The following is a 24133-nucleotide window of genomic DNA, read 5'->3' as shown; positions in this document are numbered from 1 at the left end:
CTTGAGGAAGAAGATGAAAATCTATGTCGACGCAGACGCATGCCCCGTTGTAATAAAGGAAATTATTTACCGTGCTGCCCAGAGAAAAAGCATCGACACATACTTTGTCGCCAACCAGTTCCTAAAACTTCCTCCGTCTAAATTCCTGCATCGTTTACAGGTTTCTGCTGGGTTCGACGTGGCGGACAATGAAATTGTGCGGCTAGCAGAGCCAGGTGATGTCGTGGTTACTGCCGATATTCCTCTTGCAGCAGAAGTCATAGACAAGGGTGCAAGTGCGATTAACCCAAGAGGCGAGCTTTACAGTAAAGACAATATTCGTGAGCGACTAAATATGCGTGACTTTATGGACACCATGCGTGCAAGTGGCGAACAAACCGGTGGCCCGCCACCACTTAGCCAAAAAGACCGCCACGCTTTTGCCGCTTCACTTGATAGAGTTTTGCAACGGGCTTAGTGAAGGCTTCTTGAGAGCACGGTTACCCACTCAGAATCTCCTCGCGCATTATTAGATGTATGGTACATAGCTTCTGATATAGGTGCAGGAGCGAAGTACCTACCAGCTGACAAAACTTGCGAGTGATGGGTAACCACATGCTCTCCCTGTGACAGTTTGTAGAAATAAAAATGGAGTTCATTTTTATTGGTGTCACCGAATTGGTCATAGAACCCTAATAATTGTTCTAAATGGTTATTAATGTTTAAGAAAGACCCAGGTAAGAAGTCTTTTATCGCTACGTGCTCAAGATCATTATTCAAAAATAGTGTTATTCGAGTTTTGACGAGATCTCCAGTGTAAAGTTGTGTGCTGTTATTAACGAGAAGCCAGTCGGTACCTCGCAATACGTACCTTTCCCGGGAGAGACTCATTCCATTTGATACGGGTTGTAAGGTAGAAATAGGAAGCTCGTAGTTTGCAACTACAGACTGCGGAGAGGGCTCTTGTAATTGTAACGTGAATATACTGCCATCCTGAGTGAAGTCTACCGAGTTAGTGTTAGCTGGTTCGGTCGCTTGTCCTTGGAAAAGAAGACTGCACACACCATTCGCTAATGTGGTGCCGAATTCTCCGGATGTGTTTTGGATTTCTAAGATTTGCTGGTTTATCTGGATAGATAGCGGATGTGTAGCACCGAATGCCAAGCTAGCAAAACAACCGACTTCTGGATTAGATAGCACCGTTAGTTCTTCATCTATATAAATTTCAGACTCAATTTCTGAAATATGTCTGTTGATTAAAAGAGAATCTGCGCCAGCTTCACGAAGCGCACCAACTAGAAATATTCTACTTTTTAAGGTGCCTCTCCCGATTTCCATAGCGCGTTCTAATGTTCCTTCCAATTCTATTTTATCCGCTCTTACTTCAGCCCATAAAGCCAATGCTTGAGCAGATTCGCTAATTTGAATATTCCTGTGATTGCTTTGATATATCGGGTGAGTGATATTTGAAATTTCGTTCTCAGCCCATGATTGAGTTTGTTCATTTTCATTCAACCAAGTCGCATACCACCATGAAAGGGCGGTAAGAAAGAAATCAGGTTGAGCGTTTTTGTAATATGAGTATTTTCCGGCAAACGAATATGCTGATGAACTGGCTAGCAAATCTTGAATAAGTAGGGTTTCCTCGATTCCACGGTTTTCTTCTGGTAGAGAAAAAAGAGCTGCAACTCTCGAAATATTTTGTTCCCAGCATTGAAAGGGATATTGGTGAACGTTGTCTTTGAGAGTTAGCCAGTTTGGGGCTGTATGAAAGTCAGTTGTATTAAATTGGATACCACTTGCTTCCGTCGGGATCTCCCAATTTATTGGATTATCTGAATCTGTATAAAGATATGATTCATTAAATTGCCTTGTATCGCTTAATACCTCAATGCGATGACTTCGGCTTAATCCGCTAGATCGTCCAATCACTTCAATATTGTTAGTCCCTTCTTGTAAACCTTGGAGGATTGAATTGGTTATCGTAGTACTGTTTGCGATTAACTGAGATTGAACTGAGCGCAAAATAGAACCGTTTAACAGGACATCAAAAGTTTCCGTAACGTTAGATTCTGAACGATTATGAGAGATAATCTCTATGGATGGTGTGTCAGTTTTGTAGGTGTATAAAGGCGCTGAAATGCTATGCTCCAACTCTGCTACAGTAGTAACTTGTTGAAGATTATGAGTAGATTCACGCTCGGTTATGGCTAGTGTGAAAATGTACCATCGAGTAGCCCTTTCGGGTAGTTTTAAGTCCAATTCAAAAGGTTGATTTGCTTTGAGAGGAATAACGTCAGAATAGTAACTTAGTTTTTCTTCAATACTCGCCCACTCATAGGGTGAAGGAGTACGCTGTCTATACGCAGGCTCCTGTGGGCTATCTAGTGAAAAGGCCACCTGCGGGGTTAGCCCTGAGAGTATGCGACTTTGGAAGCGTGTAGGCAGTAATTCTCGGCTGTCTGAAAAAATGCGGGGACGATAAATACGCCACACTTCATCATTGACAAATTCATGGTCGGCTAACCTTTCAAACATTCTCGCGTTGAGAACCGCCGCTTCATCGATTACAAGTACTCTAACGTCACTGTCTAATGAACTCGTTAATGTTAGGCTTGACGGTGAACCGACACTTTGAACCTCTGAGTTTGAGAGCTCTGCTTTTATGGTGAATTGATTTTCTCTTTCCTGACGAAGGCTAATATATTGGGATTCTTCTTGGTAAGTTCTACTGGCCGTAGCTGACACCATGTGCTCGGGAGTCGTCAAAACTTCAACTTCATTCTTGTTAACGTAAAAAACACTTAGGTGAAAAATTGGTCCCCATTCCTCCTCAACAGGAAGTGAAAACATATTATAGCCAGCTTGAAGGTTTACACGTTCAAAGTAGTGAACTTTGTCTGTACTCACAGTTATGTTTGCGGTTGTGTCAACTTCACTGTAAACAGAAATAGAGTTTTCTTCTGTTAGGTACCAAACGTTGGTCGTTTCTAGCTGAAGCACGTTTCGGGCTTTTTGCGATTCTAGGTTCGCTTGTACGAATTCGAGAGATATTGAACTTCCCCATAATTCATGGGTGTCATCGCGAAGCTCAAAAGTAAGAGTAGACTGGACGTCATTAGCTACAATACATTCTGTGTGTTCTGCTTGAGGTGCGCATGATGCGGTGTTACTCGTCACATTCGGTGGTGTCTGAGTTATATTTTCTCCCTGTTGATTGATATAAAAGAAATCAAAGACGTTGTTCCCAATGTATTGGTAAACAGGAATGGATTCTCTGAGGTTTATTGTTAAAGAATCGCGCGAAGTCAGTACATCTCCTGTCGCTGGCTGTGCCATTGCTCTGATAGTGACACGGGTTTGATCAAAAGGAATGCTTAATCGGGTCTGAGCTCTACCCGCTGAGTTAGTCAGCATCGTTGTTTGTATTGTTTCTGACGTTTCCTCTTTATCAGTCTCAACTGGGGTTAGCGCGGTAACATTGTGGCCCTCGGCGGTTCGAGTTGGAAACAGGTTTGCTTTTCTGAAATTGATTTCTAGTTCCACAGATGTGTCTGATAGTGGGAATCCAGTTAGACTTGTAGCAGTGGCCTGAATATCAATAAAGTGTTGGTTGTTTTCGGTTACATGGGTGGCAACAATGCTTAAATCAGATTCCGTTAGTTTGAAGTCAGATATATATGTGGAGTCGCGAGAAATTACTGAGCCGCCGTAGGACACTTCTACTCGATAACGGCCAGCGGGAAATGTCGGATTAGGGTCGAAAGTTGCATCAGCCATACCGAATTGACTAATCGAACTCTCGAAAACGTCTACGGTATTTCCATTTTGGTCAATTAGTCGGGCCGTCAGATTCTCATCTAATGAACGTGAATTACGATGCTTAATTATGATATTCGCAGAAATGGTATCACCCGGACGGAATAGTTCCTGACTGAATTGTATCTCTGCTTCTATGTCATCTGCGCCTCTAAAGTCGATATGCGGTAAAAATTGTGTGGAGGTTAGCTCTTGATTGGATGCGACTATAAAACATTGTTCAAATGTTGAGTTTGTATCAAGAAGCGCGTCTTTAAAGTTTGCAACTCGGCCATGCTCATCGGAAACTCCTAAAATAAATGAGTTGTCGATTGTGCCGCAATTGAGTTCAACAGTTATGTCTTCGAGTGGATTATTTGCCCAGTCGGTAACGTAAACCAAGTCTTGCCTGATAAAGCCAGTCACAATAGCAAACTCTTGCTGAATATAGAGTGAAGGCTTCATATGCGTGAATTGTCCTTCACTAGGTGAAATTATCACGGCTGAACTGTTTGGAGATATAAATGATGCGACATCCAAAGGAACGGGTTCTCCAGAACGCTGCGCATCGTTAAACTCAAGTCTAAATAATTCTTTGTCTCCCTCAAGAGCTTCACGCCAAAGGCCTTGTTGAAACATTACTAAATCGGAAGCACTGTTAACTGGATATATTTCGAATTCAGCTATCTCTTGATTCCTAGAAATAATATTCGGGTTCGTCAAATGTTCGAGCGTGTCGATAACATAGATATTTTCAGGACTGTATGACCGGCTTCCATGATGCGAAATCAACCAATGTGGCTCTATGCTAAGTTTGTTGATGGTTAACGTCTGATTCTTTGGTGGATTTACATTTAACTGTTCTAGGTTGGACCTTTCATAAAGCTGCTCAAGGTCGATATTAAACGTTTCGTTGTCCTCAAGCAGCATATTGATGTATCCCATTCCACCTGTTGTAGAACCTATACTTGCTCTTGTGAAAGCTCCTCCAGTAATCCAAGAAGCTTCAGGAACAACAGCTTCAAGGAAATTTGTTCCATGAGTTGAAGAAAAAGGGTGATTCGATAAAGAGTGAGTAAACCATAAAGTCGCATGGTCACTTGGACATTCAATATCCGTTGAATCTTGTATATCTGTTGCTGTTTCTATCCAAGCGAACTCACATGAATACCCTATATAGGCAAAGCTACCGCCAAAATACTTACTGAATAAAATTATGTCTTGATTTGTTGGAAGATTAAAATGAGAGAGCTTTGTTCCCTGCGGAATAATAACCTCTATTAAACCTTCTAGATTTTTTGGAAAAGGCACATCAAAGCGAGCTTGGTTGAACCCAGGAATTTCATCAGAGGATGTTAGAGAAGGGTCAAAGTCATGCAATACACCGTTCGCATCTCTAAACTTTAGATGCGCTAAGATTTCCGCTTCAAAATAATTAATCGATAAAACTTCATGGAATAGCGTCAGGTTTAAAACATCATCACTCTCACCTGACAGATATAGTTGTAGATCCTCTGCAGTAATATCAGAACTTGTCCGAATGTTATTGCTAACCGATGAGCCCAAAGTAGAGTTTAGAGTCGGAAAGCCGGCCTGAACGGTAACTGTGAATTCTGAATTTAAAGGGAGGTGATCTTGTAATTCACAGGCAATACTTTTAGTACCAATATATCTCCAATTACACCCAGGAAAATTTTCACCCCTAATATTTAAATGGTTTATCTGGTCTGAGGTTGGATGCCCACCTATAAGTCCTAGATCTTCTTCGAAAGTCCATACAAACTGGGAAATGTCGCGATTCTCTAAGCTGTTTGTAGAAAAGGTCGGGGGCGCTACTGCAGAATTGCAGCCGACAATGAATGTTAAACTTAGGAAAAAATATGCGAACCGTATTTTGTTCATTGCTTCCATGCCTGCGGTTTTGAATTGTGTGATGAACTTTAAGTTATCACAATGGCGCCGTTCCTCAACTTGGAGATAAGTTTTTTAACTATCCCAAACCGGCGGATTGCCAAAATATCCTTCACTGAAATCTAAGAATGCCCGAATTTTACGAGGTAGTAGCTTGCGGTGTGCGTACACTGCGTAAAGCCCCATGCTAGGTGGTGCATGCTCGTTTAGAATGGAAACGAGTTTTCCTTCATTGCATGCTTGCTGGGCGATAAATGTAGGTTGTAACGCGATACCATGACCCGCAACTGCAGCTTGTACAAGCACGTCACCGTTATTGCTGACCATCGGAAGCTTGCTCTGCGTGTCGAGGTTCTTAAACCAATATCCCATGATTTCGCTACCGTCATTTTCAGAATAGCTGTAGATCAGCCGCCTGTGTTCTGCGAGTTCCTTTGGGTGTTGGGGGGTGCCAAATTCTTTCAAATAGCTCGGTGCTGCGTAAAACTTTAAGTGCACCGGAGCAATAAACTTACCTATCAGTGACGAGTTCTTCAGGTGGCCTATTCGAAGGGCGATGTCGAATCCTTCATGTAAAATATCTACCTTTCTGTCGTTCAATTGAAGGTCTACGGTAACTTGCGGGTAGTCGGTCTGAAAGTCGCTGATCATTCCACTTAAGTGAGAAATAGCAAATGACACGGGCGCGCTTATACGAAGCTGACCACTGGTTTCGGTATGCATGGCACCCACGCGGTGTTCAATTTCCGCAATTTGCTCGAGCAGCTGTTTTACATTAGCGGCATATTGTTGGCCTACTTCAGTAAGATTAATTTTGCGGGTAGTGCGATTGAGTAAGCGTACGCCTAGGTAGTCCTCGAGTTGAGCAACGTATTTACTCACTAACTGTGAAGACGTATTAAGTTTTTCAGCGGCTGCAGCAAAGCTACCTTCCGAAACTACAGCACTGAACGCCTGCATCGATTTAATTCTGTCCACTCAAACCACCATTAACAACGATTTGTTGATAATTAAACAATAATTAACCTCTTAATCAAGTTTATATTGTCTAATATGATGTTTGTGTACTAAACATTCAGGTCACTAAATTTTAATTGAGGAACAAATTATGAACTCATCATTTATTAAAAAATTACTTTCTACAGACGCAGGTTGGGGTGCTCTAGCATTACGTGTACCTGTAGGTATTATTTTGGCAGCTCACGGTGCGCAAAAACTATTTGGTTGGTTTGGCGGTTATGGCTTAGAAGGTACAGGTCAATGGATGGCGAGTATTGGCCTAGCACCTGGTGTACTTATGGCATTTTTGGCAGGTGGCGCTGAGTTCTTTGGAGGTTTAGCGCTAGTACTAGGTGTGTTAACTCGTCCGGCGGCAGTGTTAAATGCAATTACTATGGTAGTCGCTATTTTTGCAGTGCATTTCCAAAATGGATTTTTCATGTCGAACGGTGGTTATGAGTATGCGCTAGCGTTGTTGGCAGCTACCGTATCTTTAGCTCTCTCTGGTGCAGGTAAACTTTCAGTTGACCAGAAACTAGCAAGCTAATCTTTATTTGGGGGTTGTTATGTCGTCTCCAAGTGTAATGTTTGTTTCTCATGGCGGGGGCCCTTTGCCCCTGCTAGGAGATGCAGGCCATAAAGAGATGGTCTCAACGCTTAATCATATTGCTTCGTCGATAACTCGACCCAAAGCGATTGTAGTGATTAGCGCTCATTGGGAAACTGAAACGGTTACCATCAACACTCAAAGTAACCAAGAGTTACTTTACGACTATTACGGCTTTCCTGAAGAATCGTATGAAATTCAATACCCTGCTACCAGCAACTTAGAGCTAGGGCAAAGAATCGAGAAGGCGTTTAAAGCGCATAACATAGCGGTTCAGCACGAGCAGCAACGTGGGTTTGATCATGGTGTTTTTGTTCCGCTGAAAATCATGTACCCAGAGGCAGACATTCCTGTGGTGCAAGTGTCACTGAAGGCTAACCTTGACCCAGAAGAACACATCACTATTGGTCGCGTTTTAAAAGAAGCCTTGAATGAAGATGTATTGGTACTAGGTTCAGGATTTTCTTTTCATAATATGCAGGCGTTCCGCATGCAGGATTCAAAAGAAGCGAATCTTAAAAACCAGGCTTTTGAAGATTGGCTAGTCGACACTTGTTATTGCGGAGAGCTGTCTGAACAGGAAAGAGAACAAAAGTTGGTGGCGTGGGAGCAGGCTCCGTCTGCACGGTTTTGTCACCCGCGGGAGGAACACTTAATTCCGTTGCATGTGTGTTACGGAGCAGCCCTCAGATCTGCAGACGCGTACTTTAGTGCGACGATTTTGGGTAAAAAAGCAGGGATGTTTTATTGGCGTGAGAGCTAAATGCTTCATACTTGCGTAATGCAAAACGGATTACATAAGTTTGAGGTTTGTGATGAAACAGTTTTTAGGATTGTTGGTTTGCTTGATGGCTGTTTACTTAACAGCAACGATTGGCGCCGCAGGTTCTATTCAAGCAAGTAGTTTTTACGTTGACTTAAACCAACCGAGTTGGGCTCCACCCGCTTGGCTATTCGGGCCTGTATGGACAACCCTATATACGTTCATGGGCGTTAGCGTTTGGCTTATTTGGCGGTTAAACCCAGAAAATAGCAAACGCTTGTTGCTCTTTTTTGCCGCACACTTGGTTGTAAATGCACTGTGGAGTTGGTTCTTCTTTGCATGGCAAATGGGCTTAGTTTCCTTCCTATGGATATTGCTACTTATCGCCATGGTGGTAAAGCTCATTGTGGATTACTGGAAAGTATCTAAGCCCGCCGCGCTGCTTTTGGTTCCCTATTTAGCATGGATTAGCTTTGCAGCAGTGCTTAACTTTGCTATTTGGCAGTTAAACACCGCTACTTTGTAGATACTTTAGGGATTGCTTAGCCAAAAACAGTGACTGTTTGGCGGCTAATCGCGACCAAATTGCCTTGATGGTCCCAAATATGGGCGTGCGTGTGACCGTAACCGTCTGCTGCATAATCGATGGTTGCGAGGTACTGCCACCAGTCACTTGTTTTTAGTGCCGGGTCTAACGGTTCTGGAAACTCAATGGTCCAAGTTAGCGAGCTCGCTGGTGCAGGTTGTGTTAGATGAGTAATTACCGCTGGTGGCCATGCGTCAACAAGGCCTAGGAATAAAGCGATATTGATTGGGCTTTGCTCTTGAGAGTAACGCACCCAACCACCAAATTCGTGCGAGGTATTGCCGCTAAAAGGCATGCCACCAACAGTTACCGCATAGTTATAGTGCTGGGTAAATTCAGGTGTGAAAGGTGTTTTCGGGAAGTCTGGAACACCGTCATAACTTGGAATGTTCGGCTTCGGCAGGTCGTTTACATTCACAATCGACTCTCGACCAGCGCCAAAGGTTAACAAAGCACTAAGCACAACTTGCTCGCTTTGAATCATGTCTACACGAGTTTGGGTGACATTTTTACCTTGGCGAAGCACAACTCGACTCAGTTCCACGTCTCCAGCTGCGACAGGCGCAACAAACGACACCGTCATAGCGCGCAATAATTGCCCTGATTGCACACCGTGAGCGCCATGATGATAAGCGATACCTGCAACTAAACCGCCGAATAATGCTCGACCTTGCCCCCATCCTTCGGGAATATGAATAGTTTGGTGCTCATCTGCGCCTATTTGCGCCAAAATCTCAGAAAAGTGCATGGTAACGCCTAGTTAAAAATAAAACAGGTGTTTGATTTTAGCAGAGTCTGTAATGAAGAGAGAAGGGATTATTGAGTATAAGTACCTAAGTGGAGGTTGCCCTAATATTAAAGAGCAACCTCCGGTTGGGAATACAAGAATTACAAACGAACTTTAGCGTCGCCCACACCTACGTCGATGCGAATGCGATACTGGCCATTGCCTTCAGAAGTCACTTCTTCTGAAACCATAGCGCGAGTGCTAGAGGTGTTTGTACCGCCTGAAACATCAGCTTCACCAACGCCTACATCGATGGCTACGGTGCTTACAGCTTCAAGCATAGAGTTGATGAGGATGTCGCCCACACCTAAGTTTACGTCTACGTGTGAATAACCTGTATCGGCGTCAATTGCGCCTACACCTAGGTCGATAGAAAGACGTTCTGGATCAGGTAGCTCAATGTCGAAGTCGGCTTCAATGTCGTCTTCTTCGAAACGAATTGTCAGTGTTGAACCATTGCGCTCAACCTCAACTTCCATGTCGCTTACGTCTTTGTCACGACCGAAAAAGCCACCGTTTTCACCATCAAACTCCACTTCAAGCAGCATAACTGATCCGCTTTCAATGCTACCGCTAGTGCGACGGATATTAATTTCTCCAACGCCGTTTTTAATTTCTACATGTTCAATACCGTCTAAAGAAATTTCTTGTTCGGTCACTTTAATAGTGTCTGCGAATGCAGAAGTACTTAATAGAGCGGCTGCAGCAACAGAGGTTAGAATTACTTTTTTCATGACTTTTCCTTTTTGATGTTCGTATTCGTTTTGGTTATGTAAATACTTTGGTTATGTAAGTACCACAGCAAACCTTATGCCATTTATTTAAATTATTGTTTTTTATGAATAAATCAAAATATAACAGTAAACAAAATGAATTGTTCTGCTAAAATTTAGCATTCTTCACAATGGTTGTAGGTCAAAACAACCAACGTGCTTTGTTATATTAGTCGCATATCTACGCAGAAGGGTTTAATTCATGGCTTTGGTTCAAAAACACATTCAACTTCCGGCTTTTGCTCGCGGCTTTCATATTATTACTGACCTTGTTACCCAAGCAGTTCCAGAGCTAAAAGATGCCGAAGTGGGTTTACTGCATGTGTTTATTCAACATACATCGGCTTCATTAACGATTAATGAAAATGCCGACCCTACCGTGCGCCAAGATTTTGAGAGCTTTATAAACCGCACAGTTAAAGAAAACGAGCCGTATTATTTGCATGATTATGAAGGGCCAGACGACATGCCTGCACATTTAAAAGCCAGCTTGTTGGGGTCTAGTGTGAGCATTCCAGTAACTAACGGGCGTTTAGCACTGGGTACTTGGCAAGGTATTTATTTAGGGGAGCATCGTAATAGCGGCGGTTCTCGGCGGTTGGTGGTTACGCTTCAAACTTAGCTAGCCTAGTGTTAAATCAAAGGAGGTCGGTTTAAAGCGTGAGTGTTTAATGGTTCTCTAATTTGCGATGCGCTGCCTGTAGCGCTAGGTGCATTATTTTCGTTATGAAATTCTAGAAAACGCTCATCCCATGCTTTGCCTAAAAAGCTGAATAATGCTTTTGCTTCGGCTTGAGGTGCATCAACTAAAGATTCGTACTCCAACTCGAAAATTTGTTCGCCAAAAGATTGGTGCCAGTGAGACATGACCTGTCTATAACCCTCATAGTAATGCTCGATTTCATCTAGATTGTAAGAAAATGGGTAGGCGTGACTGAACAAATGGCGAAATATAGACCACATGTGGGCTTTCTTTGAGCGCGTAACATGAATGATTTTTGCATTTGGAAAGGCTTGATGTATGAGTCCAAGTTGCAGAAAGTTTAACGGGTTTTTGTCAATAAAATGCGTATGTGTTTGGTACTTCTTGGTACTGTCTAAATAGTTTGTACGAATAGCTTCTAAATCGACTAAAGAGGTCAGCTCGACCAGTTTCGTTTTTGAAACTTTGGGCGAGTCTATTTTCCCTAAAAAAGCTCCTGATTTTGCTGCTTGGGCGACCGCTTTATTTACAGCTTGTGGGAAGTCTAATAATTCACCTGCAACTGTTATGTCTTCGTGCATACTAAGAATTCGCTCTACCAGCGTGCTACCCGCTCTAGGAAGTCCAACAATAAAAATGGGTTGCTCTTGGTCTTCTGAAGCTACCTTTTTGAACATGCTTTTATGAAAAGTATTTTTAATGCTATTCATGATGTTTAGGTCTTCTCTAACATCATAATGAATATGTTTTCGCCGAAGAAAGGCTCCCCGTTGAATCGCCTGCTTAGCTTGTTCCCATTCTTTAAGATCGTCGAACTCTTTACCTAGAGCGAACCATAGATGAACTTCCAACTTTGGACTTTCAATTTTTTGGTTGAGCATGGTTTGAAGTTGAGCGATATGGTTCTGCTCTGATGTTGCTTTAGTAGTTAATGAGCGGAAATACCAAGCTTCTGCGTCATTTTCGTTGAGCGCTATTGATCTAGAATAGTGTATTCGAGCTTGCTCTAGATTACCTAGAATGCGGTAAGTACTGGCTAAGTTGAAGTGAAGAGTCGCATCGTTGGGAGAGAGAGAAACACATTGCTCGTATAGGCGAACCGCCAGAGCGTAGTCTTCGTTTTGCGAAGCAGTTAAAGCTTTTTGGCTTAAGTTATTTACGTCTATTGGACTGTGTCCCACGAAAAAACCCTACGTTTAGAAAAGAAATGGCTGTGAGGCACACACTCCCCACAGCCAAATACTGACCTTTTAGAAACGATAGGTAAAGGCCATACCAATAGTTCTTGGTTGAGTAATGTATTGTTTAGAGCTATTACCGTAGAAGTTTTCGCCTGGATCGGTGCCCATGTACCCTTCTGACAATACACCTGTTACACCTTCTTCATTGAAAATGTTTCTGGCGTATAGCGCGACTTCCCAGTTTTCAGCTTGCAAAGACGTGCTGAAATTGGCTAACCAGAAGCCATCCAAGTCAATGTCGAAGTTAGGATTACTTCCTAACGAATTCCTGCTATCAGACTGATAGTAAGCACTCACGCTGGTCACCAAGTACATGCCATTGTTCAATACCATGTTGTGGGTTAAGCCACCAGACAGGGTATGTTCCGACATGCTCGGCAAACGTTCTCCGTCTTCTGCATAAACGTAAGAACTAGGAGCCGCTTGCGTACCAGATGGAACCACTAAGTCAGAAGTTAAAGTGGCGTCTACATAGGCATAACCTAAGTTGTAGCGCACGCTTTCATTTAAGTAACCACGAAACTCGAGCTCAAGACCTTGAGAAACCGCTGATTCTCCATTAACTGCTGCATAAAAGCCCCAGTTTGGAGTGGAGATATTCAACTGAGGATCGTCCCAGTCCATGCGGAATACCGATACACCATAGAAGTGGCGACCTATATTGCCTTTAATACCCGTTTCTATGTTAAGAACGCTGTCAGCATCGTAATTTAAATATTCTGGGTTTTCAGCGAATCCGCCAGTAATGGGTACAGCGCTGGTACCTCCGCGACGATAACCTTCTGATATCGTTCCGTACCAAACCATAGTTTCCGAAACATCGAACGAGAAATTACCTTTGAACAGAGTTCCGTCGTCTGTGAAGTCCGAGTCCACCTCTGATGGACCTGGGTAAATAGGAAGGTCTATTGTTGTGTTGTTGGAAATGTCGTTGTTGAAGTAACGAGCTCCAACTGAAACACGCAGTCGCTCGCTAACATGATAAGTTAGCTCGCCATATACCGATGTTTCCTCAACGGTTCGACTGTCTCTATAGAGAAAGTCCTGATCTCCGAGCACTCCGCCCCATGAAGCCAGTGTGGCATCAAATCCGCTAGCTTCAGCCCACTCGCTAAATCCAGGCATAAAGCTGTCTTGTCCTGAAGCTGTATCTTGGTCCATGTAGAATGCACCAACCACCCAATCTAATGGACCGTCTGTGTTTGATACTAATCTAAACTCTTGCGTGAAAGCACTGTCTTCATAAAAACGAGAGGCAGTAGCTAGAGGACGAGGTGAGCCACCATAAAACCATGCGAACCAATTGTTTTGCGCATAAAAGCCGGTATTGTCTGAAATTGAGCTTCCGCTATGGTCGTAGTTGGAGGTACTAGAAGTCAAAGTCGCGAAGCCTAAGTCACCCTCGATTTCCAGTGACATGAGATCAACGTCTCTCTCGCTTGGCTCTAATTGAACAGCACCGTTTTCATATTCTCCATAAGCTTGCTCGGTTCCACCAACCCAATTTGTTCCTGTTGTAACTTGCCGACGCGCACCTATGTCATCTGTTTGATATTGATAAGAAAGCAAAGCATTCCAATTACTAGAGCCTTCCCAATAAAGAGATAGACGTCCGTAATCTATAGCTACCGTGTCTGCGTCTTCGCGGTTTGTGAATACCGGGCCGCCATTCGCAATGTCACCTCCCGCCGCTACCGGCGCACCAGCTGCATTCCGCTCATAAAGTGTTGTGTAGTCCACGATCCCGTCGTTATCAATGCGACCGATGGCTGCACGAAATGCCATTGCATCACCTATTGCTAGGTTGGCAATAACATCATAGTTTTGGTTGAAGCCTTCAGAACCCTCTGTTTGGCTTAAGCGCGCACTTACAGTTGCTGAATTTTCAAATAGGCGAGGCTTATTCATCTTATAGCGCACAGTACCTGCTAATGCGCCTGAACCATATAGCGTGCCTTGCGGCCCGCGAAGAACCTCAACGGCTTCGATATCTTTTAAGATAAAATTCGCAAAAATTGGTGTGTCATTAACGTACGTAGACACGGTAGGTGTCGCGTTCACGGCAAAATCACCATTACCTGCTGAATCGACATTCATGCCGCGAATAACAATATTGTTGATAACCCCAGAATTACGGTAACCGCGGTCGACTACGGTAATACCTGGAAGCTCGCGCATCATATCAACAGAATCAATAATTTGACGTTCTTCTAAGAGATCGCCGCTAATTACTGAGATGTTATATGGAATTTCCTCTACGGTTTGAGGACGTCTTGTAGCAGTGACCGTGATTCGCTCATATTTTTCAGCTTCGCTAGCCTCTTCTGCTTCATCACTCTGCGCTATTGCAGTTTGTGCGCTGAATATTAGTGCTGAGCTGATCGCTATCGCGATTTGATTCTTTCGGAATGTTGTTGCTTTCATTTCTGTTTTCCCCGTTTTTATAATATTGGGCACTTAAGCAAGATAGAAAATCGACGTTTTTTCGGTAAGAGCCAGTTATTTATGTTTTGTTGGTCCAGTCTCTTTGTTTGGGCTTTTCTAGAGGCCCCAAAGCGTTCAAATAGGTGGATTCGGCGTTAGGTTGATACGGTGGATAGGCTTTGAAATTGTCTCTAAAGCTTTTCAGAGGCTGTCCTAGACCATTCCAGCCTTCCTGTCTCACTCGTCGCAAGTAGTCCAGGTCGATGTCGACCACGATAACGTCATGCTGCTCTCCCGATTGGTGAATGACTTCGCCACCTGGGCCAGCGACAATTGATTTGCCGACACCCATGGAGCCAGTGGCGTTGATATCAACTAAGTAGCATTGGTTCATAGTGGCGTTGGCGCGAGCGATGGAAACTTCTGCATCGCGGTCAATGGTATTGGTAAGGGTGGGATGAATGATTACTTCAGCGCCGTCCCAAACTAAACTGCGAATGGTTTCTGGATACCACATGTCATAGCAAATCGATAAACCGAAGCGACCTACATTTGGTATCTCAACAACTGTCGGTTTGTTGCCGCAAGATATTCCAATTTCATGAGGTAAAAAGGGATAAATTTTACGATACCGAGAAACTATCTTACCTGCAGGATCTATAAGCGACATGGTGTTGTATATTTGATCACCTTCGCGCTCGAATAGTGAACCATTACAAATCCAAACGTTGCATTCTCGCGCAAGGTCTTGATATTGCTTCTCTGTATTTCCAGGTAGTTGCTCTGCAAACTTAGGCGCAGGTCCGTAGGTACAAAGCTCAGGTAACACGACCATGTTTACGTGAGGAAAACGACGCACCGTGCTGACCACTTGCTCTCGAATGAACCCGAAATTGCTGCTGCCCGAGTCTTTCACCGCGGACAAATCAAGTTGCAATCCTGCAATTGAGAAAATTGACATTAGCTAATACTCCAATAGCTTTCCATGGCTACAGAGTAGGGACTAAGTAAAAAAGTGAGTAGAGCCAGTCAGAGGTCTTCGACAGAGCCAATACCTATTCTTCATGTAAAACGAAGAATGCGGAATCAACCACTCGTCCATCTCTAGCCCAGAAGATTTGGTTCTTTTGAATATAAATGTTAAAGCCTAAGGTTTCGCCATAAGACCATTGATTCCATTGGCGGTACCAAATATCACCTTCTAGCCACCATTTACCATGGTCATGTTTCTCGTCATGGTAACCTTCAAAGCCCTCCATAGAACCATCGTCGCATAATCTAATACGGTAGGGATCGCCGAAAACAGTCCTGCCAATATATTCGCAATGACTGGCAAACTCTCTAAGTTTGTCACCTTTTAACTGTCTTCCCGGAGGCTTTGCAAAGAGTGCATCTTCTTCTTGTTGCCACTCTTTAATAACTTTCGAGAGTAACTCCACGCCTTCTCGAATCTTGGGTGTAGGAATACTCGTAACACCAAGTCTGAAATACTGTAAAGGTTTATTCTTTCCGCCGTAAAAACGGTTTACTGGCTCTATCAAAATACCGTGCTTTGCAGCTTCGGCGGCAAATCGTTGACTGTTAAGTTGGTCGGGTCCTTTAATCCAACATGTACTTCCGCCCACAGTTCGTGTGGTTACCACGCTGGTGGCTAAGTAATGGTTTAAAGCTTCTCGAAGTTCATGCCAGCGCTCGGCTAATTCTTCGTTTAGCTTTTTCATGGTTAAATCGTAATAACCAAGACTCAAGAAAAGACCCATGACGCGTTGGTTGTTTGCCGGAGGATGTCTTGAAATGAGAGCTCTGAGTTGGCGAGCTTTGTAAATAAGCTCTTTAGAAGCAACCATAAAGCCTAGGCGCAAGCCAGGTGCTAGTACTTTAGAGAAGCTAGATACATAGATAACCCGACCTTCAGTGTCTAAGCTTTTGACTGCAGGATGAGGTTGGTGAATGAAATTACTCTCACACTCATAATCGTCTTCAATAACAACAAAGTCGTTGTCTTGAGCTTTTTTATATAGAGCCTTTCGCTTTTCCATCGACATTGTAACTGCTGTAGGCATTTGATGACTGGGTGTCGTATACACAAAACCTGTATGTTCAGGAATAGCTTCTACATCTAAACCGTCTTCCTCAACATCCACGTAATGAATAGGTGAAAACGCATGGTTTGCAAGCTGGCGCATGCCCTCATAGCCGGGCTCCTCCATAGCAAGCAAGGTTTGGCTGTGCATGAGTAAACGGCTAACAATATAAAGCGATTGCTGAGACCCAATTGTCACCATTATTTCTTCAGGCTCTGCGAATATCCCCCGTCGAGGTAAAACTTTTGTCCTGATTTCCTCAGTCAGTAAATAATCGTCTTGCTGGCCACTATCCGATGCCCAGTTTTTTATTTCGTCTACATTCAAACTGAGTTTCGAGCACTCGCGCCATTGCGCAACTGGAAATAACGAAGGGTCGAATTGACCATCGATAAAAGGATATGGGTATTTTTGCCAATTCTGCGGATAGGAGGGGGGAGATGTCGTCACACCGACCTTGGACAAAACCTGATCCCAGTCATATCGTTTGCAGTTTTCATCCGGTAGCACTTCATTAGGTGATGCATCAAAAGTGGGGTGCGTATTGAAAATGTCTTCTGCGACATAAATACCACTTCGTTCGCGACTATTTAAATAACCTTCATCGATAAGGGTTTGGTACGCATGAACAACAGTGTTTCTGGCGACGCCCAGCTGCTCTGCAAGTTTGCGAGAGGAGGGCATACGACTGCCACAAGCAAAGTGCCCATTCAAAATACTTTGGATGAGTTTTTGGACAAGCTGTTGTTGAAGGTTGGTACTACCCGACGAATCGAGCACAAATAAGTGCTGCATAGCCTCTAATCATTTTTATTTTTGGCTTTTCAAAATGAGTATATAGAGGCTACTAATCTGCTGCAAGCTTGACGCCAGACTCAAGTAGCCGGGCTATTGTCGAGCAATTTAGATGGATAAAGTGTAATGAAAGCTGCCGCGATAAGCATAGCGGTGGCAATATTAATAAGCATTGTATACGAGCCCTCGGTAACAATGAGAGCCGCAAATAGTGGCCCTGACGCTAACCCCATTTTCGAAGCAAAGCCAGCTAGCGCAGCGGTTTGTCCTGCCTTATCAAATTCAGAACAAACACCAAGTAAATAGGCAATACTAAAGGCCCAAGTAATACCGACCAGAATATTCGCTATCCAATACACGGTGAGTGAGAATGAAAAATGCAGCGCAAAAGTTGCGCCTGCAGTCACTAACACACCGATCAAAATCGGCAGCGATCTCCCGACGCGAGTGGAAAGCCACATCACCATGACAGAGCCTAGAATACCTAGCCAAGCACTAACGCCTAAAGCCGGAGACATTGCGGTTTTGGTTAAACCGGCTTGTTCGCCGAGGTCGATGATATAGGCGTATAGTGCCATATTTGCGGCTTGAAAGAGGAATACGGCGAAAATCGAATAGGACAAAGGTTTCCACAAAATAGGCGCAACGGGTTTGGTTTTATCGACGATAGCGACGGGGTAATCACTTAGGAAAGGAAGCATGATAAGAGCTGCGGTACTAAAAGCGATAAGTGATAAAAATAGAATCCATGCGCCGAAAACTGGAACAAGCGGAGGTAGGAACATAACACCTAATCCTCCTAACCCGAATTGCACTAAAAGTAGCATGCCAAAGGTTTTGTGGACGTACTGAGTTCTCGCAATAACTGCGAAAGCGACGCCTACAAGCAAACCGCCGACAAATCCATGAAGCGCACGTAACGCCATCATAATCAGCGGAAGCTCAACTAACATACTAAGGAAATCGATGGTTATGAGGCTTATGAGTAAACCGGCACTGACCGGCTTCCAAGGAACCCGTTTCACTAAGAAAATTGCCAGAAATGCACCTACTGCAGCGCCATAGATATTGAGTGAGCCGACAAGCCCGGCATCTCTGCGGGTGAAAGCCAAACCATCGATTAAGCCAGAAACAATAGCGGGCATAATGTTGACGTAAAACAATCCCGCTGTTGCTAAAAATGCCAATAAAACTCTTGCGGTGATGCCGTGTTCATTTGCAGCCGGCAGTGATTTAAACCAAGTTCTGTTCTTTATTGCTACTTCCATGAGAGAACCTTTTAATAATTATTTATCCAGAGCATAAACCAGTGAGTCTGTCGAGAAAGAGCCAGTTAGGATGGAAGGGGAGAGCCAGTTTCCAATTGGCGTTGAATGGTTTCCACAACAAGTCGAACGAGACGCTCGTCTCGTGGGCTTTTCTTGCTCACGAAAAACTGCTCGAAAGCGTAGTTAATTGTGCTTGGATTGATGTATCGAAGTTCGCTTTTATTGATTAGCGGCTTAGCCATAGGCTCCGGTAAAAAGCCCATCCATGCGCCTGAAAGTATCATCGCCAGTCGAATGTCGAATTGGTAGGCTTTCCCCGCGGTATTGAGCTGAGCTAAATGTTTTCTTCCTTCTGGGTTGATATCAACACCAGGATGAATCACTTCATATTTTTGTAATTTTTCAAGTGCAACTTCCGTAAGCGCCTCTTCAAACAAGGGATGGTTTTGACAGCAGCAAAGATAAACCGGCGTAGAAAATGCGGTGTGATACTCCAAGCCATCAATACGTCGGTACCCCGGCATAAGAGCAATATGAGCTTGGTCTTTCAACAAGGCTAATTCAATTTGTTGTAGTGGCATGACATCTGTTGCTGGTGTTACCTGAGGGGCTTCGAGTTTGAGTTGAGCGATTAAAGCAGCGAGAAAATGCTGACGCTCAATATCAAGCTGATCGGCAAAGAGAAACTTTAGCTCACCTTTCAACTCTGTTTTAAGACCGCTCACGAGTCGGGAAAAGTCGCCAAGCGCATGATTAAGTTCGAGCGACGCGCTATATACAGCTTGTCCTTCTGTTGTAAGCGAAAATCCGGCTCGACCGCGCTGCGCGAGTTTTAAGTTGAGACGTGCTTCAAGATTACTCAAATGAATACTAATGGTGGAGCGGGAAATGTTGAGTTCGGTTTCCGCAGGAGTTATTCCGCCGCACTCTACAACGGTCTTAAAAACGTGGATCAGCCGAATATCAAAGTCAGTTAATTGTTTCATATCTGATGCTTTAGTTTGATGTTAATCAAACAATACGTTTAAACATTGTTATTTATCAACCTTTATTTGCGTGTTCAAATTCCCAGAAACCAAAGGAGGCGACTGTGAATTTTCAAGACATCCCTGCACAACTGAAACCCGAGTGTTCATTTATTGATGGAAGTTGGGTGAGTTCCAAGCAAACGTTTGCGGTATCTAACCCAGCGGATAATTCCCATTTAACAAGTATTTCGAATGGCAGAGCGAAAGATGCGGAGCGGGCAGTTCAAGCGGCTCACAATGCCTTTCAAAGTTGGAAAAACACTTCTGCGCAACAGCGCGCTGAGTATATTGAGAAATGGCATGACTTGATGATGCAGTATCAGGACGAACTTGCTGCGTTGCTGACATTAGAGCAAGGCAAACCGTTGCAAGAAGCGAAAGGCGAAATTGCTTATGGCGCGGGTTACCTCAAGTGGTTCGCGGAGGAAGCTCGTAGAGTTTATGGCGAAGTCATTCCTGCTCCCAGTGAAGACAAACAAATCATTGTATTAAAAGAGCCGGTGGGTGTGGTTGCTGCAATTACACCGTGGAATTTCCCGAATGCCATGATTGCGCGAAAGGCTGCCGCTGCATTGGCTGCGGGTTGTACTTTTGTCGTTAAGCCTGCGCATGAAACGCCATTGTCTGCGCTCGCGATGGCAGCACTGGCTAAGAAAGCAGGTATCCCGAATGGTGTAATTAACGTGGTGGTTTCAGACCAATCTGCTGAAATCGGTGAGGTGCTGACTAAGCACCCTCTTGTCGCCAAGTTCTCCTTTACGGGGTCGTCTCGTGTAGGTCGAATTCTAACAGCGCAATGTGCAAGTTCAGTTAAACGGGTATCTATGGAGCTGGGTGGTAACGCTCCTTTCATGGTTTTTGAGGATGCAGATATTAAATCAGCAGTTGCAGGATTGATGCTTGCTAAATTTAGAAATGCCGGTCAAACCTGTGTTGCGGTTAACAGGGTATTGGTTGCTGAGAAAATTCATGATCAGTTTTTAGCAGAACTCAAACGTCAAATGCAAACATTGAAAGTTGGTGATGGTATGGACACTGGCACTGACATTGGTCCCATGATCACAGCTAATGCCAAGCAGGGACTTGTGGATGTGATAACAGAGGCCGAGTCGAACGGAGCAAAAATAGAATACCTCAGTGACCAGGGCTCTGAAAATTGGTTGCCGCCTACTCTGGTGACGCAAGTAACCGCAGATATGGCGATTCATGACCATGAGTTATTTGGCCCAGTCGTAGTGCTGCAAACCTTCGGTTCTGAAAGAGAAGCGATAAAGATTGCAAACAATACCGAGTACGGACTCGCTTCATACTTCTATAGCCAAAACTATGCCCGTGTTTGGAGAGTCGCGAAGGCGCTTGAATTCGGCATGGTAGGTATTAACGATGCCGCGATATCTAACCCCGCCGCACCATTTGGCGGTATTAAACAGTCTGGTTACGGCCGCGAAGGCTCGAAACACGGGCTAGAAGATTACCTTCATATCAAATATTTAAGTTTAGGCGGTTTATCTGCCCTAGGAGAACATCATGAGTAATGCTCAACTACAACAACGTAAAACCGCTGCTATTGCTCGGGGGCAAGGAAATCTATACCCGCACTATGTGGTGAGAGCTCATAATGCAGAAGTTTGGGACGAAGACGGTAATCGGTTCATTGATTTTGGTACTGGAATCGCTGTTTGCAATACGGGTCACAGTCACCCTAAAGTCGTCGAAGCTGTTAAACGTCAAGTCGAAGACTTTAGTCATTCTTGCTTAATGATCTCGCCTTACAAAGGAGCTGTTGAACTGGCGGAAAAACTGACCCGTGCTGCACCAGGGAATTCGGTTAAAAAAGCAATGTTTGTAACCACAGGTGCTGAAGCTGTTGAAAACTGCGTGAAGATAGCGCGTGCTCATACACGAAGAAGAGGCGTGATAGCTTTTACTGCAGGCTTTCATGGACGAACGAACCTAACCATGGGGTTAACAGGTAAAGTAGCTCCGTACAAATCTTTGTTTGGCCCCTTTCCCGCTGATATCTTTCACGCACCTTTTCCTAACGAATACCATGGAGTTTCGATAGCGCAAGCGCTGAAGGGGCTAGAGCATGTGTTTAAGGCGGACATTGGCCCAGAGGATGTTGCAGCAATCATCATTGAGCCTATTCAAGGTGAAGGTGGTTTTTACCAAGCCCCAAAAGAGTTTCTACAGGCTCTCCGTCAAATATGTGATGAACATGGAATTGTATTAATTGCAGATGAAATTCAAACGGGATTTGGTCGCACGGGTAAAATGTTTTGCACCGAATATGCTGATATTGAACCCGACTTAATCACAATGGCGAAGGGAATTGCTGGCGGTTTCCCCATTGCCGCTGTTGTAGGGAAAGCAGAAATTATGGACGCGCCACTACCTGGTGGCCTGGGAGGCACCTATGGAGGTTCACCTGTCGGCTGTGCAGCAGCGCTCGCGGTGTTAGATGTCATTGAAGAAGAACAACTCGTGCAGCGTGCGAATGAAGTTGGAGAGACGTTTAAGTCGTGTTTAACGAAACTACAGAACAAATACTCGCACGTTATCGGTGATATTCGACAAGTTGGTGCGATGATAGCTATGGAGCTGGTTTACGAGGAAGATGCAGACAAACCTAACCCTGAGCTCACGAAACAGTTAGTCGCGGAAGCAAGCCAGCATGGTTTAATTCTCTTGGCTTGCGGATATTACGGGAATGTTATCCGGTTTTTACCCGCGCTGACCATCGAGGAAAATGTACTTGCTGATGGTCTGCGCAAGTTCGAAGCATTATTTGAGCACTGCATGTCATGAATTACAAGGCGTCTCGCCGAGTAGGCGCCGCGCTATATCCGCAAAGGTAAATTCGAAGTCGTCCCCAATGAAATAGAGAATCATGCCGTTGGGGAGGGCTGCGATAATATTTCCGCCATAGCCAGAAAGGTAGGGAATCGTCAGTTCTTTGTCACAATACTCATAGGTTTCGTCTGTGTAAAACCAAAAGCCATTCTCAAAAACTTTTGAGCCTGCTGGCGCTTGTGCGGTGGTTGCATCGATGACTTGTTGACCGTTAATCTCCCCCTGATCTAACCAGATAAACTGGGCGAGTTTCACTAAGTCGTTTGTATTGTAGAAGTGGCCGAATCCTGCGTAAGGGATATGCGGTTCATCTAGGCTACTCACAAACAGCTCTGTCAAAGAGCTCAAGCCAAGTGGGCGATAAATATCTTCGAGTAATACTTCGGAATAGTAGGATTCTGGGTTACCTGTTTGGTTGTGATAGTACTGCTGCAGCGCAGAGCTTAATAAGTAAGTGTCTGAAGTGTGGTAGACAAATGTTAGTCCCGGACTTTCTTGAATCGGGTAGCCACATGAGAATGCCGCTTTGTCGGCATGAGATGCTGGCAAGAAAAAATCTTCAATCGTATTCATGCCTTCTTCGTCACTCATGTATTCGCTACTAAAATAACGCCCTGTAGTCATGCTTGCTAAATGTGAAACAGAGACATCTTGCCATTTTTCAGGTGTGCAGTATGAAATAAGTTCGGAAACATTAGTGTTAGCAAAGCTCTCTCCATACAAAGCTTGAAAACGTAATGTCGACAACCCTGCTACGAGCCCTTTTGCAAGAGAGTAAGAAGGCAAAATCGTATCCTCACAATATTTCGCGTTGCCTTGTCTTGTTGAGCATTCGCTACGGAAATGGATGCCATCGTAAAGTAATCCGTAAACAGTTTTGTCATCAAGGCGACTAAGGGCATTTTGTATTGTCGTTGGCAGTTCTGAAATAGAAGCTGTTGGCAAGTTAGCTTTGTTTTGAGCTGCAAATGACTGCAAATATTCGCTGCGTTCGGGGATTGCTTGGTTGACTAGGTTAGCTGTTCCTGAAGCCTGTAAATTGAATTGTAAATATCCACACGTTTCTTGAGCTATTTCAGCATTGGCGGCGGCATTATCTATTTGAATCAACCCATGGTGGGTGCAATTTTGGTTACGTTCAACCAATGCGAATGGAAATTCGAAAACGTCGTTTTCCGCGTAACCATGATTTACAACAACGTCCCAGTCGCCATGGTCGGTGTGTATGTACTGAGGTTGAGCGACAATGAGTCTATGGCTTTCCTGTATTACTTGGATACTGAAGTTGGGAATGGTATGCGGAGATTTATAGTCTGAATCGTCTGTACCATTTACGGTTCTGTATGACTCCGTTGAAAAATTAAACTCAATAGTGCCCTCAAAGCTTTGAGGTGGGGGGGAGACAGGTGGGGCTTGATTAGTAGAATTTGAATCAGCCGCGCACGCCGTTACTAAAATTGCCGCAACAGAAGCAAAGAGAAATTTCATAACACGCTCCATTTTATTGTTTCAAATATGAAGCATGTTGTTTGTG

18 protein-coding genes are annotated in these 24133 nt (G+C 44.1%); 7 read left to right on the top strand and 11 right to left on the bottom strand.

All coding sequences use genetic code 11. The features are described 5' to 3' along the window. Window positions 1-13 precede the first annotated feature (13 nt). A complete protein-coding gene (locus DQX04_RS10370) occupies window positions 14-457 on the top strand; it encodes a YaiI/YqxD family protein (protein ID WP_111915859.1) in 444 nt (147 codons plus the stop codon). Here the strand turns inward: DQX04_RS10370 and DQX04_RS10365 are convergent. Beyond that, window positions 454-5688 (bottom strand): MG2 domain-containing protein, encoded by a 5235-nt coding sequence (locus DQX04_RS10365; protein ID WP_111915858.1) that lies wholly within the window; start codon window positions 5686-5688, stop codon window positions 454-456. The two genes, DQX04_RS10370 and DQX04_RS10365, sit on opposite strands and share 4 nt — an antisense overlap. Before the next feature lie 75 nt (window positions 5689-5763). After that, the gene (locus DQX04_RS10360; RefSeq protein WP_111915857.1) at window positions 5764-6666 is read right to left on the bottom strand and encodes a LysR family transcriptional regulator; all 903 of its coding nucleotides are present in this window, start codon (window positions 6664-6666) and stop codon (window positions 5764-5766) included. Between the two features lie 130 nt (window positions 6667-6796). Between DQX04_RS10360 and DQX04_RS10355 the strand changes: the two genes are divergently transcribed. Genes DQX04_RS10355 through DQX04_RS10345 form a run of 3 tightly spaced genes read left to right on the top strand, consistent with a single transcriptional unit; the run spans window position 6797 to window position 8583 of the window. After that, on the top strand, window positions 6797-7234 hold the full coding sequence (locus DQX04_RS10355) for a DoxX family protein (protein WP_111915856.1): 438 nt from the start codon (window positions 6797-6799) through the stop codon (window positions 7232-7234). 19 nt (window positions 7235-7253) lie between these two features. After that, on the top strand, window positions 7254-8057 hold the full coding sequence (locus tag DQX04_RS10350; RefSeq protein WP_111915855.1) for a class III extradiol ring-cleavage dioxygenase: 804 nt from the start codon (window positions 7254-7256) through the stop codon (window positions 8055-8057). 52 nt (window positions 8058-8109) lie between these two features. Further along, a complete protein-coding gene (locus DQX04_RS10345) occupies window positions 8110-8583 on the top strand; it encodes a TspO/MBR family protein (protein ID WP_111915854.1) in 474 nt (157 codons plus the stop codon). 16 nt (window positions 8584-8599) lie between these two features. Here DQX04_RS10345 and DQX04_RS10340 read toward each other — a convergent pair whose 3' ends face one another. Beyond that, a complete protein-coding gene (locus DQX04_RS10340) occupies window positions 8600-9391 on the bottom strand; it encodes an acyl-CoA thioesterase II (RefSeq protein ID WP_111915853.1) in 792 nt (263 codons plus the stop codon). 140 nt (window positions 9392-9531) lie between these two features. Beyond that, a complete protein-coding gene (locus DQX04_RS10335; RefSeq protein WP_111915852.1) occupies window positions 9532-10164 on the bottom strand; it encodes a hypothetical protein in 633 nt (210 codons plus the stop codon). Window positions 10165-10405: 241 nt separating this feature from the next. Here DQX04_RS10335 and DQX04_RS10330 point away from each other — a divergent pair, with 241 nt between their 5' ends. Further along, window positions 10406-10825, top strand: coding sequence for a secondary thiamine-phosphate synthase enzyme YjbQ (locus tag DQX04_RS10330; protein WP_111915851.1), 420 nt, complete (start codon window positions 10406-10408; stop codon window positions 10823-10825). 11 nt (window positions 10826-10836) lie between these two features. Here DQX04_RS10330 and DQX04_RS10325 read toward each other — a convergent pair whose 3' ends face one another. The 6 genes from DQX04_RS10325 to DQX04_RS10300 form a co-directional block, all read right to left on the bottom strand. Continuing rightward, complete coding sequence (locus DQX04_RS10325) at window positions 10837-12087, bottom strand: sulfotransferase (protein ID WP_111915850.1); 1251 nt, start codon at window positions 12085-12087, stop codon at window positions 10837-10839. Between the two features lie 69 nt (window positions 12088-12156). Next, a complete protein-coding gene (locus DQX04_RS10320) occupies window positions 12157-14571 on the bottom strand; it encodes a TonB-dependent receptor (RefSeq protein ID WP_111915849.1) in 2415 nt (804 codons plus the stop codon). A 79-nt stretch (window positions 14572-14650) separates the two neighbouring features. Beyond that, the gene (locus DQX04_RS10315; RefSeq protein WP_111915848.1) at window positions 14651-15532 is read right to left on the bottom strand and encodes a carbon-nitrogen hydrolase family protein; all 882 of its coding nucleotides are present in this window, start codon (window positions 15530-15532) and stop codon (window positions 14651-14653) included. Between the two features lie 94 nt (window positions 15533-15626). Further along, window positions 15627-17450, bottom strand: coding sequence for a PLP-dependent aminotransferase family protein (locus tag DQX04_RS10310; RefSeq protein WP_111915847.1), 1824 nt, complete (start codon window positions 17448-17450; stop codon window positions 15627-15629). An 80-nt stretch (window positions 17451-17530) separates the two neighbouring features. After that, window positions 17531-18718 (bottom strand): MFS transporter, encoded by a 1188-nt coding sequence (locus tag DQX04_RS10305; RefSeq protein WP_111915846.1) that lies wholly within the window; start codon window positions 18716-18718, stop codon window positions 17531-17533. 65 nt (window positions 18719-18783) lie between these two features. Continuing rightward, complete coding sequence (locus DQX04_RS10300; protein WP_111915845.1) at window positions 18784-19704, bottom strand: LysR family transcriptional regulator; 921 nt, start codon at window positions 19702-19704, stop codon at window positions 18784-18786. A 104-nt stretch (window positions 19705-19808) separates the two neighbouring features. On the opposite strand from DQX04_RS10300, the gene DQX04_RS10295 reads away from it, so the two are divergent. After that, window positions 19809-21281, top strand: coding sequence for an NAD-dependent succinate-semialdehyde dehydrogenase (locus tag DQX04_RS10295; RefSeq protein ID WP_207801105.1), 1473 nt, complete (start codon window positions 19809-19811; stop codon window positions 21279-21281). Further along, window positions 21274-22554 carry a 4-aminobutyrate--2-oxoglutarate transaminase gene (gabT, locus tag DQX04_RS10290; RefSeq protein WP_111915844.1) on the top strand — a complete coding sequence of 427 codons (1281 nt, stop codon included), beginning with the start codon at window positions 21274-21276 and terminating at the stop codon, window positions 22552-22554. Before DQX04_RS10295 ends, gabT begins: the two co-directional genes overlap by 8 nt. On the opposite strand, the gene DQX04_RS10285 is transcribed toward gabT, so the two are convergent. After that, the gene (locus tag DQX04_RS10285) at window positions 22549-24087 is read right to left on the bottom strand and encodes a serine hydrolase (protein WP_165831981.1); all 1539 of its coding nucleotides are present in this window, start codon (window positions 24085-24087) and stop codon (window positions 22549-22551) included. The genes gabT and DQX04_RS10285 overlap by 6 nt on opposite strands. Window positions 24088-24133: the final 46 nt, after the last annotated feature.

Origin of the sequence: Aliidiomarina sp. B3213 (genome assembly GCF_003290085.1) — a bacterium.
Lineage (GTDB): Bacteria > Pseudomonadota > Gammaproteobacteria > Enterobacterales > Alteromonadaceae > Aliidiomarina.
This window is presented reverse-complemented; position numbering and strand designations above follow the sequence as displayed.

Excerpts from the sequence above, each read along its gene's own strand:
- DQX04_RS10370 (WP_111915859.1), top strand. The coding sequence starts at position 14 with ATGAAAATCTATGTCGACGCAGACGCATGCCCCGTTGTAATAAAGGAA.
- DQX04_RS10365 (WP_111915858.1), bottom strand. The coding sequence starts at position 5,688 with ATGGAAGCAATGAACAAAATACGGTTCGCATATTTTTTCCTAAGTTTA.
- DQX04_RS10355 (WP_111915856.1), top strand. The coding sequence starts at position 6,797 with ATGAACTCATCATTTATTAAAAAATTACTTTCTACAGACGCAGGTTGG.
- DQX04_RS10350 (WP_111915855.1), top strand. The coding sequence starts at position 7,254 with ATGTCGTCTCCAAGTGTAATGTTTGTTTCTCATGGCGGGGGCCCTTTG.
- DQX04_RS10345 (WP_111915854.1), top strand. The coding sequence starts at position 8,110 with ATGAAACAGTTTTTAGGATTGTTGGTTTGCTTGATGGCTGTTTACTTA.
- DQX04_RS10340 (WP_111915853.1), bottom strand. The coding sequence starts at position 9,391 with ATGCACTTTTCTGAGATTTTGGCGCAAATAGGCGCAGATGAGCACCAA.
- DQX04_RS10335 (WP_111915852.1), bottom strand. The coding sequence starts at position 10,164 with ATGAAAAAAGTAATTCTAACCTCTGTTGCTGCAGCCGCTCTATTAAGT.
- DQX04_RS10330 (WP_111915851.1), top strand. The coding sequence starts at position 10,406 with ATGGCTTTGGTTCAAAAACACATTCAACTTCCGGCTTTTGCTCGCGGC.
- DQX04_RS10320 (WP_111915849.1), bottom strand. The coding sequence starts at position 14,571 with ATGAAAGCAACAACATTCCGAAAGAATCAAATCGCGATAGCGATCAGC.
- DQX04_RS10315 (WP_111915848.1), bottom strand. The coding sequence starts at position 15,532 with ATGTCAATTTTCTCAATTGCAGGATTGCAACTTGATTTGTCCGCGGTG.
- DQX04_RS10310 (WP_111915847.1), bottom strand. The coding sequence starts at position 17,450 with ATGCAGCACTTATTTGTGCTCGATTCGTCGGGTAGTACCAACCTTCAA.
- DQX04_RS10305 (WP_111915846.1), bottom strand. The coding sequence starts at position 18,718 with ATGGAAGTAGCAATAAAGAACAGAACTTGGTTTAAATCACTGCCGGCT.
- DQX04_RS10300 (WP_111915845.1), bottom strand. The coding sequence starts at position 19,704 with ATGAAACAATTAACTGACTTTGATATTCGGCTGATCCACGTTTTTAAG.
- gabT (WP_111915844.1), top strand. The coding sequence starts at position 21,274 with ATGAGTAATGCTCAACTACAACAACGTAAAACCGCTGCTATTGCTCGG.
- DQX04_RS10285 (WP_165831981.1), bottom strand. The coding sequence starts at position 24,087 with ATGAAATTTCTCTTTGCTTCTGTTGCGGCAATTTTAGTAACGGCGTGC.